Source organism: Aristophania vespae (assembly GCF_009906835.1).
Lineage (GTDB): Bacteria > Pseudomonadota > Alphaproteobacteria > Acetobacterales > Acetobacteraceae > Aristophania > Aristophania vespae.
The window spans coordinates 858662-870710 of the sequence record NZ_CP047652.1; the positions used below are offsets into that span (position 1 = coordinate 858662).

General features: G+C 37.8%; 12 protein-coding genes and 1 pseudogene. 6 read left to right on the forward strand and 7 right to left on the reverse strand.

Going from position 1 to position 12049, the window contains the following annotated elements:
• Nucleotides 1-66: 66 nt before the first annotated feature.
• Nucleotides 67-465: a S24 family peptidase gene (locus GT348_RS03825; protein WP_160618587.1), complete on the forward strand. Its 399-nt coding sequence runs from the start codon at nucleotides 67-69 to the stop codon at nucleotides 463-465.
• Between the two features lies 1 nt (nucleotide 466).
• Entirely contained in the window at nucleotides 467-1723 is a 1257-nt protein-coding gene (locus GT348_RS03830; RefSeq protein ID WP_160618588.1) for a Y-family DNA polymerase, read from the forward strand.
• Nucleotides 1724-1856: 133 nt separating this feature from the next.
• On the opposite strand, the gene GT348_RS03835 is transcribed toward GT348_RS03830, so the two are convergent.
• Together GT348_RS03835 and GT348_RS03840 are read right to left on the reverse strand one after the other, a co-directional pair.
• Entirely contained in the window at nucleotides 1857-3164 is a 1308-nt protein-coding gene (locus GT348_RS03835; protein WP_160618589.1) for an MFS transporter, read from the reverse strand.
• 1481 nt (nucleotides 3165-4645) lie between these two features.
• Nucleotides 4646-5047 (reverse strand): hypothetical protein, encoded by a 402-nt coding sequence (locus GT348_RS03840; RefSeq protein ID WP_160618590.1) that lies wholly within the window; start codon nucleotides 5045-5047, stop codon nucleotides 4646-4648.
• Nucleotides 5048-5276: 229 nt separating this feature from the next.
• Between GT348_RS03840 and GT348_RS03845 the strand changes: the two genes are divergently transcribed.
• Genes GT348_RS03845 through GT348_RS03855 form a run of 3 tightly spaced genes read left to right on the forward strand, consistent with a single transcriptional unit; the run spans nucleotide 5277 to nucleotide 7847 of the window.
• On the forward strand, nucleotides 5277-6680 hold the full coding sequence (locus GT348_RS03845) for a cytochrome ubiquinol oxidase subunit I (protein WP_160618591.1): 1404 nt from the start codon (nucleotides 5277-5279) through the stop codon (nucleotides 6678-6680).
• A gap of 11 nt (nucleotides 6681-6691) precedes the next feature.
• Nucleotides 6692-7711: a cytochrome d ubiquinol oxidase subunit II gene (gene cydB, locus GT348_RS03850; RefSeq protein WP_160618592.1), complete on the forward strand. Its 1020-nt coding sequence runs from the start codon at nucleotides 6692-6694 to the stop codon at nucleotides 7709-7711.
• Nucleotides 7698-7847: a DUF2474 domain-containing protein gene (locus GT348_RS03855; protein ID WP_160618593.1), complete on the forward strand. Its 150-nt coding sequence runs from the start codon at nucleotides 7698-7700 to the stop codon at nucleotides 7845-7847. Before cydB ends, GT348_RS03855 begins: the two co-directional genes overlap by 14 nt.
• 1280 nt (nucleotides 7848-9127) lie before the next feature.
• On the opposite strand, the gene GT348_RS03860 is transcribed toward GT348_RS03855, so the two are convergent.
• From GT348_RS03860 to GT348_RS09350, 3 genes are read right to left on the reverse strand one after another with little or no spacing between them, the layout of a single operon-like run.
• Nucleotides 9128-9364, reverse strand: coding sequence for a hypothetical protein (locus tag GT348_RS03860; protein ID WP_160618594.1), 237 nt, complete (start codon nucleotides 9362-9364; stop codon nucleotides 9128-9130).
• A gap of 2 nt (nucleotides 9365-9366) precedes the next feature.
• Entirely contained in the window at nucleotides 9367-9993 is a 627-nt protein-coding gene (locus tag GT348_RS03865) for a hypothetical protein (protein ID WP_160618595.1), read from the reverse strand.
• Between the two features lie 8 nt (nucleotides 9994-10001).
• A complete protein-coding gene (locus GT348_RS09350) occupies nucleotides 10002-10391 on the reverse strand; it encodes a hypothetical protein (protein WP_236646577.1) in 390 nt (129 codons plus the stop codon).
• Between the two features lie 288 nt (nucleotides 10392-10679).
• Here GT348_RS09350 and GT348_RS09355 point away from each other — a divergent pair, with 288 nt between their 5' ends.
• Nucleotides 10680-11000, forward strand: a complete 321-nt coding sequence (locus GT348_RS09355; RefSeq protein ID WP_236646578.1) for a hypothetical protein — start codon at nucleotides 10680-10682, stop codon at nucleotides 10998-11000.
• A 53-nt stretch (nucleotides 11001-11053) separates the two neighbouring features.
• Here GT348_RS09355 and GT348_RS09685 read toward each other — a convergent pair.
• Both GT348_RS09685 and GT348_RS03875 read right to left on the reverse strand, forming a co-directional pair.
• Nucleotides 11054-11191 (reverse strand): annotated as a pseudogene (locus GT348_RS09685) (helix-turn-helix domain-containing protein); the annotation flags it as partial.
• Nucleotides 11192-11244: 53 nt separating this feature from the next.
• A complete protein-coding gene (locus tag GT348_RS03875; RefSeq protein ID WP_160618597.1) occupies nucleotides 11245-11631 on the reverse strand; it encodes a hypothetical protein in 387 nt (128 codons plus the stop codon).
• Nucleotides 11632-12049 lie beyond the last annotated feature (418 nt).

Consider the following 12049-nt stretch of genomic DNA (forward strand, 5'->3'; position numbering starts at 1 on the left):
ATTTTATGGTTAATAATTGATTAATACCTGTTGATTTCTTGAAAAACTCCCCTTATTCTTCGGTTTATGGCGCAAAAATCAGGTAATGATAATTATAATGGTGATAAAACCACAGGGTTTGCATCACCAGCTCAAGACTATGTTGAAAATACGATTGATCTTACTGACACGCTGGAGTTGCGTCGTCCGAGCCGATATCTCGTGCGTGTCACTGGTGATGAGCTAGATCATAGAGGGATCCGACATAATGATATTATTGTCGCAGATTCTGCTCGCGCTCCTCGTGCTGGAGGGGTGGTTATTGCCTGTGTGAGTGGTGAAATGCTTGTCTGTGAAATAGGTCAGGATAAGAGGGGCTGGTATTTACGCCCTTCCAGGGCGTTAGATATGCCTGTTTATCTTTCTGAACATATAGATGCCTCTATCTGGGCTGTGGCTGTTAGTCTTGTAAGAGAAGAGCTTTAAGGTGCCTGTTTTTGGTTTAATTGATGGAAACAGCTTTTACTGCTCATGTGAGCGTGCTTTTAAGCCTTCTATACAGAAAAAGCCCGTGGTGGTGCTTAGTAACAATGATGGTTGCTCAATCGCCAGAACTGCTGAAGCCAAGGCTCTTGGTGTAAAAATGGGTGAACCTTATCATGTTTGTAAAGAGCGTCCTGAACTTTCCGATGTGGTTTGGTTTTCTAGTAATTACGTTCTTTATGGAGATTTATCGCGGCGCTTTTATCTTAGTCTTGCAGAGAGGCTTCCAAAGGTAGAGCCTTATAGTATTGACGAGATGTTTATTGATTTAAGCGGCTTTGACGATGTAGCAGGGCTGTGCGCATTGCTTCGATCTGAGGTGATGCGTGTTGCGAAAATACCAACCTGTATAGGGTGGGGGCCAACAAAAACACTAGCAAAACTTGCTAATGCGATTGCAAAAAAACATACTGAACTAAACGGCCTTTGTGATCTGACCAACGAACAGACACGTAAGAACTGGTTGGACCGTTTGGATATTGATGAAGTATGGGGGTTGGGAAAGCAGAATTGTGCAAAATTGCACAAGCTTGGTGTCAGAACAATTGCAGATTTTGTAGCACTGCCACCAGAGCATGTTCAAAAGTTGCTTTCTGTTGTAGGAAAACGCCTCCAATTAGAGCTTAAGGGGCAGTCATGTCTTTCTTTTGCAGATATGGAAACCAATAAGAAATCTATAGCAACAACAAAGAGTTTTGGCCGGGTTGTAACGCAATGGAAAGAAATGCGTGAAGTGATAGCCACTTATGCAACGAGAGCGGCCGAAAAATTACGTGCAGAAGGATTACAGGCAGGTTATTTGTCGGTATTTATCCATACAAACAGACATAGCGGAGATCCTTATTATTCCAACCAAAGAGGTGCAGTTATTGAGCCTACTTATGATACGGCAGTGCTCATTACTGAATCTATCAGGCTACTGAAACCCTTATGGAAAAATGGATATCGCTATTATAAAGCAGGTATCATCCTTAATGATTTGTCGTGTCTGTCAAATCAGTCTGACTTATTTAGCACGTATGATAAAGAAAAAAGCGGTACGCTTATGCAGGTTTTAGATGACATTAATGCACGTTATGGGCGCGGCACATTAAGGCCCTCATCAACGGCTCTTCGCCCATCCTGGGGAGCACGCTCGGCTATGCGTTCGCCACGTTATACAACTCATTTAGACGAGATAGTGAAAGCCAGGAGCTGGTAGTAAAGTAAAGTTTGAAAAGGCCACTTAATCATCACAATGGACAAAACAATGGACAAAGTGGTGAATTATGACATGTTTTGAAACTAAAAAAGCCGCCTCTTTTGGAGAGGCAGCTCGTTTTAGCGGGCTGATTTTATTCAGCAGCTTGAACAGTTGTGATTTCTTTTTGTTGTTCTTTTAAGTGACGGCGTGCTTCAGGAGACACTGTCAGCGCCATGGTTAGGCCAGCAGAAATCAGATAAATAATGGCAAATGCCCAAATAACGTAAGTTAAGCTGGACCCAAAAAGGACGCCGCATAGGCTCACAATAGCCGGACCAACCCATGTTGACGCTCCAGCACCCAGGCCAAGGACAGCAAGGGCTGCGGCTTTTTCTTTTGGGCAAATCTGGGGCATAAGACCTGAAAGCGGAACAAATGAAGCAATGGCCGCACCATAAAGTACACCAACACCAGCAGCGGCCCAGAAATTTCCAGGAAACCAGAGTGGAACATAGTAGAAAAGTGGAATTGTAATAAAGCCACCAATACCACCAAAAATTGCAATAACGTTCCTATAACCAAATTTGTCAGCCACCATACCAGAAGCAAGATTAAAAATAATATTGCTTAAAAAAACGATGGATAACAGATTAAGCCATTGCCCTAGAGAAAATCCTAAATGATCTACGAAAAATGCCGGCATGATAGCCAAAAATGCATATTCTGAGGATGTATCAATTGTTCTAACAATACCAGCAATAAAGGTTTTTGGTTCACGCCACATAATTGAAAGTGAGCCAAAAAAGATCTGACGTGTAGGAACATGGTCAGGCAAAAGGCGTTTGGAGCCAGTAGGTTCGTGAGTGAAAAGTAGAGCAATTAAGCCGCCAATTACCACTAGGCCAAGTGAGCACCAGAAAGTGTTCAGTTCGCCAATTTCAGGAATAGCATAACGGGCAAACTGTGAGCCAAGAGTAGGGAGGCCGGCTGCAAAAGAAAACCAGAACCAGCCAGCGGCTGAACCAAGCATGCGGGCGGGTGTGGCAGCTGCAATCCAGACTAAAAAACCATAGGCGAAGAGAGGATAGGCAAACCCTCTGAGGGCGTAAAAGAAAAGGATTAATGGGCCATTATTGGGACCAAGGCCAAAGACAAGAAAGCAAACTTCAATGGCAGCCCATAAAACAAGGCCTAACCACATGACTTTCTTGGGTCCCCATAAATCAGAAAGAGGGCCAGAGAGCCATGCGGCCAACATGACGGTAATACCATAGAAAGTGAATAATTGGTTCACAAATCCTTGAGTATGACCATTATGAAGCATATAGGTATCAAGATACCCTGCCTCAACACCATCACCAATCATAAAAAGAAGTAGACCGACGAACGCCCATAGAAGAGGTGCAGGAATCCCTATACGTTCAACCAAGGCGCGTTTTTCAGTCGTCGCGACGGACATAAATTGTCTCTCCACCGAAGAGGGCACGTCACAGGCGGGGCTCTTTGCCTCATTGCCAAGAGAAGGCGCGGGACGTGGCATTAATAAAAGGCCCTACGAGAGTGCTCGGACCTATGTAAAAAAAGCAAACGTCAGGTGTAGAAATAAAATTCTAAAACATTCCCGTAAAAAAATTGGGAAAGACGCTGCGAAGTTGGTTAATCAGATATTACAAAAAAATAATTTTGTAAAGAGAATTTAATAAAAATTTTCTAATTATAATTTTAAGATGGTTTACTTATTATATATAATAATTATAAATTATATATACCTATAAATTTTTTACATTATTAATAAATATTATCTGTTACTTAAAAATAAAACTATTATTATGTTTATTATCTAAAAAATATTGATCATATAGCCTTAAAAAGAATTTTATAAAAAATTTTAAAGTTTCGTTCTGCTAAGGTAATTATGCGCCGTAAGATATATCTTGGCTAAAAGTGAATTTTGGCAAAAGTTGGCAAAACTTAGGAACGTTTTGTGTCAAAAGATATATCTAAAAGTACGATTAAAGTTCAGGCACAGAAAATGCATAACTCTTATTTTAGAAACGGGGTATCTATTAAAACTGTTAGAGGACTAATTCTGTTCGAAAAATAAATAGGCTGGTTCAAACTTGCCTATTTATATTACACTTATTGACTTTTTGGGGTCGTAATAACCGGCATCCAAAATAGCTTTAGCTTTTTTAGGAGACGTTGAGACTTTAGGGGGTTTCTTTCAGAAAAGATCAACAGGCCAATCTGTATAGTTTTGTAAGACAAGACTTTTTGGCGATAACAAACTCATATTACGCAATCTTTTAACTAAAAAAACCTTATCGCATGTCTCTTCTGTAAGATGGGTATAAACTCAATCTTAACAGATGTAATTTAGGTAAAAGCGTTCTGAGCAAGATAAAATAATAATTTCATATTTTATATATTTTAAGCGTTTGCGCAGCTCATCCGAAAATAAGATTTTCGAGATTTCCAATGTCTCTAAGATAAAAAATAACCTTTTAAAGCAATTATTGATAAGATATTTAGTTATTTAAAAGATTTTTAAAATGATAAAGTTAATTCTTTACATATTTAGTAATTTCCCCAAAATAGTGAAATAGTGAAATAGTGAAATAGTGAAATAGTGAAATAGTGAAATAGTGAAATAGTGAAATAGTGAAATAGTGAAATAGTGAAATAGTGAAATAGTGAAATAGTGAAATAGTGAAATAGTGAAATAGTGAAATAGTAACTTATAATAATAATTTAAAATTGATATAATTTTATAATTTATAACATGTTTTGTTAAAATATGAGATAAAATTCTGTTTAGAAAATAACGACTATAATTCTACTATCAGTGCAAAAAAAACTTCATATTTGAAAATATATCCAAATATGAAGTTTAATCTAAGCTTGATTTTTATTTTGTAAGGTAAAATGTAGGACAGAGTTTTATAGGTGACGGCCAATATGGTGTGCCTGTATTTCAACGTCTTTTTTAAGCTTATCATAAGCCATGAAAAGAGGTGACTGGGCTTCTGTACCTAAAATTGCCCAAATCGTGTCTTGATCGTGAAAATTGGGGTTGCGGTATTTTTTATCTTTTTCGCTTTCAGGCAATAATTCTTCCAAGCGATTAGGTTTTTTTATAAGTGCCGCTTCATAGGCTTTTTGTGCTTTTTGAGGAAGATTTTCAGATTCAATGAGTTCGGTAAGCTTGCTGTCAATCTTTTCACGAATTGATGCAGCATTTTCGTGAAACCATCTTATCGCTTTATTATCATTATTTTTGCGAACCTTTTCTAAAAGCTCTTTAGTTTCAACAAAAAATTGATCGTTAATCTTGTCAGCCATAAGTTCTTTCCTTTTTATGACAAGAAAAATTATTATAAAGATTACTTTATAAAAAAGTTAAATTTTTGTTTTTATTTTTGTAGAAAAAGCTATATTTTATAAACAAATTAAGTAATTGTTAATTATATTTATAAAATATTTTGAAAGCGTTAATATTTAATTATACTATGCAAGTCTAATTTGCTTGTTACATAAAGTTAATTTTTTCATTCTGTGCATGTGAGGCAATATGCAACATCCTCATGAGATAGCACTTTTGTTAGCGCGCTGGCAGTTTGCGTTTACTATTGGGGTGCATATCGTTTTTCCTGCCTTTTCAATTGGTTTAGCGGTTTATCTTGCTGTGCTAGAGGGCATTTGGCTCAAAACAAAACAGCAGGTCTATCTTACTTTATATCGTTACTGGGTGAAGGCCTTCTCTCTGGTTTTTGGCATGGGGGTCGTTTCCGGTGTTGTCATGGCCTATGAATTTGGCACAAACTGGTCGGGTTTCTCCATGAAAGCGGGCCCGATAACGGGTGTGCTTTTATCATATGAAGTTCTTACAGCGTTTTTTTTAGAGGCAGGCTTTTTGGGTATCATGCTTTTTGGCATGAATAAGGTTGGCAAAAAGTTGCATTATGTAGCCACGTGCACCGTTGCGTTAGGAACATTAATTTCTGCAACTTGGATTTTAAGTTCCAATTCCTGGATGCAAACACCACAAGGTTATAAAATTGATCCTGTAACAGGGCGTTTTTTGCCTGAGGACTGGTTAGCAATTATCTTTAATCCTTCATTTCCATATCGTCTTGTCCATATGGGGCTTTCTGCTTTTTTGTCAGTGGCTTTTGCAGTAGGGGCTGTAGGGGCATGGCATTTATTAAAAAGTAAAAAGACAGAGCAGTCAGATAATCATCCTGCACGTGTAATGTTTTCTATGGCACTTTGGATGATTACGTTTGTAGCCCCATTACAGCTTATTGTTGGCGATATGCATGGGTTAAATACGCTCAAATATCAGCCTGCTAAAATTGCTGCCCTTGAAGGGGACTGGGAAACAGAAAGCCGGGCCCCCGAAATATTATTTGGCATACCTGATATGAAAGAAGAACGCACAAAATATGCCATTAAAATACCTTATGCTGGTTCTCTGATTTTAACGCATAGTCTGGATGGAAAAGTCCCAGGTTTAAAAGATTTTCCTGCTAATGAGCGGGCTCCATCTCCAGTAGTTTTTTTCTCTTTTCGCATCATGGTCGCTTTAGGATGCTTAATGATATTAGTGGGTTTTGGCTCACTCTGGCTGAGATGGAGAAAGAAACTTTTTAAAAGTTCATTCTTTTTAAAATTGGTACTGTGCATGGCACCTGCCGGGTTTGTGGCCATGTTATGCGGTTGGGTTACCACAGAAGTGGGGCGTCAGCCCTGGACAGTGTATGGACAGTTACGCACTGCAGATAGTGCATCGCCCGTTTTAGCATCGAGCCTGACTTTTTCCTTAATTCTGTTCGTAATCATCTATTGTTTTGTTTTTGGAACCGGGTTCGTCTTTCTTTTACGTATGCTGAGAGTGTCACCCGAAACTCCGAATAATCAAGACGGAAAGGTGCGCATTGGTATGCAACCTCACAAAGTAGATAGCTCTAAATAAGGAAGCACAAAATGCATGATTTATCATATTGGCTTCCTTTAGTTTGGGCCGCGATTGTTGTTTTTGCCATAAGTACATATGTGGTGCTTGATGGTTTTGATCTGGGAGTTGGCATGTTATTTGCCATAGAAAAAACTCCAAATCACCGAAATATAATGGTCAATACCATTGCTCCAGTATGGGATGGTAATGAAACCTGGATGGTTTTAGGGGGAGCAGTGCTTTTTGGAGTGTTTCCAGGGGGCTATTCCACATTGCTACCAGCGTTTTATATTCCTATAACCGTTATGCTTTTATCTCTCATTTTTAGAGGCGTTTCCTTTGAATATCGCTCATTAGCTCACACAGATAGTCAGAAAAAATTCTGGAATTCTGTTTTTTGGATAGGATCAGCAATAGCTACATTCTGTCAGGGGGCGATCCTGGGTGGATATGTTCAGGGAATTTCGGTCACAAATGGTGTTTTCTCAGGTCATGCCCTGGATTGGTTGAGTCCCTTTTCTATTCTTTGTGGCCTGTCAGTTATGTGCGGTTATGCTTTATTGGGAGCAACATGGTTAGTATGGCGAACTTCAGACGAGTTGGAAGAAAAAAGTCGTAATTGGGCCAAACTGCTATCTGTAGCCATGTTTTTGTGTATTGTAGCTGTGAGTGCATGGACACCTTTTTTACAGGCTCCATATTTACGCCGTTGGATTGTCTGGCCTAACATAATATTTGTGAGCCCAGTTCCTGTGCTCGTGCTTGTCACTGGCATTGTCATGTGGCGTTCTCTGCAAAAAGGCGGCGTAAAATCACCTTTTTTCTGCGCCATAATCTGGTTTTTACTATCTCTTTTGGGGCTTGCTATAACAATCTGGCCTTATGCCGTACCACCATCATTAAAAATCTGGGATATCGCATCTCCCGTTTCAAGCCAGATATTCGAGCTTGTGGGAACGGCTTTTTTAATCCCAATAACCTTAGCTTACACTCTTTATTCTTATCATATTTTTCGCGGAAAAGTGACGAAATCTGATGGCTATCATTAAAATTGTCCAACAGGAAGATGAAAAAACACCTCAATCACTTTGGAAAAGATTGGGGTGGTTTGTGCTTATATGGGGCAGTGGCACAGCAACAATAATGATTATAGCCTCTTTGCTACATTTTATCATTCCTAAGTAAATAATAGGAATGACTGAGTTGCGGGCATTTATTGTGATCGTCATTTGATAATATTAACCAGAATATTTTAACAAAAGAAGTTACCTAATATGTAAGTTTTAAATGACATTCATTGCTCTATAATAAAAAAGGCTATTATCTGTAGAAATTGTAGCAGATCGCGTTTGTAAGAAGATATTTTCTTGCATATTATAATCTCACTTTCTGAAAAGGTTCTGATAAGTGAGATTATAGTAATAAAAATATCTTTATAAATTTTGTAATAAAACATAAAAAACTATTATTACTATGGTAAAACTCAAATAATTATATTATTTAACTAAAGAAAAATAAAATAATATATCTTTATATTATGATATAGAAGTTTACTATATGCAAATAAATATAGTTTTCTCAAAATGAAATACCTAAATAATTAGTTTTTTATTTATAAAAAATGTAGAAGGCTTATAATTTTCTATAAATTATGTTTCATGAGTGTGCTTAAGAGCCATAGTGAAAAAAAATAGCTGGGTGTAAAGACACCCTTTAATCAGTTAATGTTTAAAATTCTCTAGCTCGATTATATTAACTTATGGTCCAAAGCGGTAAAGCTTACAAATAAGTTCGAAAAATTATGTGGGACAAATAACATATTAGGCGCCCCTTACATGGTTTATCTGCAATCAGTATAAATCCGAATGAATAGTTACGTTTGATTTTGTGTTTTTACAAAACTGGTCTTCATTTATCTTTAAAATTATCCCTCATTGTTTCTAAAGAATGATTTCATCTTGATAGAAAGCCATGTGAAGCAATTCTTGTTAAAATTATATAATATTGTAAAATTTATTTTTATAAATTTGTTTTGTATAATGTATGAAGAAAGAAACATATATTATGATTTTAGATAAACATATTTTTAAATAAGATTATAAATATGATGATAAATAATTATTTTAATATACTTTACATATATATTAAAATAAATCCCATAAGTTTAATTTTTGTATATTATAATACTAAGTTATTCAAAATATAACTACATAACATATCCATTTTTATTTAATTTATAAGGGTTTAATAAAAGTCATATTAAAGCTTTTTTTTCGTGACTTGAACTTGTCTCGTCTTGTCATCCCATATAATCGACTATTGATTGCACAATTTGAGTTCGTCGCTTTGTTGTGGCGGTTCGGCACTGAGAGTCTATCGATCAGCCCGCGACTGCTTTACTAGCATAAAGCAGATGGGGCTTAATCTAAGAGCCGATCAGGCTTTTACAACCAGTAATGTTATCATTATGATTTTTTGTTATTAAGCCGATTTATCAGTTCTTCGGCTGTATTGGGCTTATCGGCCTCGGCTTGAGCCATGTTCTGTACCACTCTTATGGTCTGCTGAGCCAGAGATAAAGCCTCGTCATCTGCCTTGAGCTGTGCGGCATTGCGGCCTGACCGATTGGCATACCAGATCAGCCCTCCGAGGGAGCCTATAATCAGAGACAATATTGCCAGCCCTATGTTTATGCCTACCATAACTAGCTCTGTCGCTCGCTTATAGCATAATTGTAAATAGGCGGGATGTTCAGAATTCCATTATTAATGATTCTATCAAGAACACTGATTAAAGAGCTGTCCCAGTCGCCAGGCGTAATGGTAATTGCCACGATGCGCCCTTTGACCTTCACATCGACATTCTGGCAGCTATTAAAGCGCCATACTTGTCCTTCATTGCCTGTTAAAAAGCGCATAATACGTCTTTTTAGCCATGGGATAGTAAAGCTAAGGCCATCTCCCTTATAGAGGTTCCACGTCAAAATACGTTTAAAGAGATCATCATTGATAGTTGTGCCAAGATAGTTTTTTTGAACTATAATTTCGTCAATTGCTATGCGGTTAATATCCTGATCATTCAGGGCACCGCCATATTGTTGTAACTGCACATAGCTGATTTTATATCGAAATTGCCCGTAAAGACAGTAAGCGCAATAATCAAGAAAGCCACCAGTGAGGTAGGACCCAATATAAAGAGGGAAGGGATGCTCAGCCAGCCACGTAAGTGTTTCTGTCGCCATCTGGTTAAAGGCATCGAAAAACGCAACAATATTACTGTCATCAGTAAATTGCTGATAGGCATAGGCCGGGGCTATAAGTGTTTTTTTCATGCCGTGCCTCAGTTTCTTTCAAGAGAAATTTTGTCCGTAGTGGTCACGAAGTAACTTTCTGGGTTACCATGAATGATATGACTATTTTTGAGAGGGGAACTCAGAACACCATCCAGATAGACGTCAAATGAAAGTTGAGTAATCAGGTTAGCTGGAATGAGCTGCAAGATGGCGGCCTCAAAAACGGTTCCCAACTGTAAAAGATTGATTGGTTCTCCGCACTGAATGGCGTTGATGTAATCAGCAAGCGATGGTGCACAGAGCTGTGTGGCGGCGTCATTATCAATGATATTGACCGCTGAAGTTTGCCAGTGACAGACAATTTTGACATTTTGTTGCAAGGGCCGCACCCAGGGAATGTCAATTCGTGTTGTTCCGTCCAAAAGTGTTGCGGACATGGTGCGCGGGTTGGTTTCGAGTATGCCACCACCCTTATAAAGAGAACTTTCTGAGCCATGGGGTCACTCTCAAACTTATCGCACCATTGCTTATCAAACCCTGCAAATGGGTTTAATGGTGGTTTGTGTTTCGTTTTAAATGAGGCACATTCTCTTGGTTCAAATACACCTGTCCATCCACGTTCTGTGCTGGTATCGAGGATTGAACCCACATTGTAACCCTGTTTTTGAAATTCTGAGAGTTTACGAAGAGTCAGTTCAATAGCTCTAGGGGTTAGAGGTGTTTTTTTGCGTTTGCGCATCTCCAGCCACCCATTCCAGGCATCAAGAGGAAGCCAGTCAGGAAGCTTCATTTCTAATTCTGAAGATGAAATATTTTTTGTTGTGCAAAATATAGGCGATATATTGAGGTTATTAGGCGTTATTTCAGGGTTATATAAAGCAGCGGAATTTAGTGCCGCTTTTGAGGTATTACAGTCCGGTTTATTGGCACGTGATGCCGCTAGAAAGCCGGCACCTAATTCCGTTTTTTCGTCATATCCTGCCATTTTATTTTCAGTGATTAATTTAAAACAATTTCTGCAAAATTCGCGAGATGGCTTTATATAACCTTTCAAAGTCAGGTCATTTTTTGCTTTTCTGATTGTCCGCTCGCTCAAACCTGTCGCGTTAACTAACAATCTAGTAGAAGGCCATGCGTACCCAGCATCATTGGCAAAATTGGCTAAAACTAGGAGCAAATGTTTTTGAGTAGGGGAGGCAGGAACCTTAATAGCCCAGTTAATGGCTTTGTTACTCATAATACCCGCTCCTTTTTTCCTAAAAAGAGCTCGTAATCTGGCTTGGTTACTGTTCAAGCATGGTTGAAACCTTCAATAAATAAAAGCTTGCCAATATGTACTGGATTTATTGAATAGATTTTAGACCATGTAATGTTTGTTATTGTTGCAATCAAAGTTGCTTTTTTCCATCTTTGAAAGAACATTATTTTGCAAAGTGTTTTTGGCGTAATGATTACGCTTTGAAATATGTTTTTTGCCCAAGCGGAAAGGAAAGTATATATATTATTTCCAGAAAAATAAGTTTTCACTTTCTCTATATAAGCGTAGCTTGATTTCAGACGATTTTTCAGGACATTAATTGCGCAAATTTTGCTTTTATAAAGGCTTTTTTTACCGCTTAAGTCTTTGTTAATGAAAATATCAGCTATGGTCAAAAAAGCATAAAAGCTCTGTGTCAAAAGATAAGAAATCCTGAGCTCAATTATGAAAAAGGAAGTCATAGTGAATAACTCCCAAAATTATTATGTTTACGTTTGTTTTTAACAAATAAATAAGCAGGCGCAGTTGTAAAATTAAGATGATGCTAGTGTTCTGACTGGGTTCCTTTTATAGAAGATACGTATCTATTCGGCAGATAGTGCAAATGAAAAGAAAATATATTCATCTCAGTTGCAGCTTGATATGAACTAACTAATTTTTTTTCTTGTTTTATTTGGCTTTTGCTGGAAAGTCTTAAAATTTCCCCCAATTATTCTAACAATATTATTATAGACTTCGTACTTTCCATCTAACCGCTCAATAATTGGGCGCAAATGGTCGGCTACAATTCTGCTTGTTGTTGTAGTTTCATTATTCATGATAAACTGATTGCCTTCA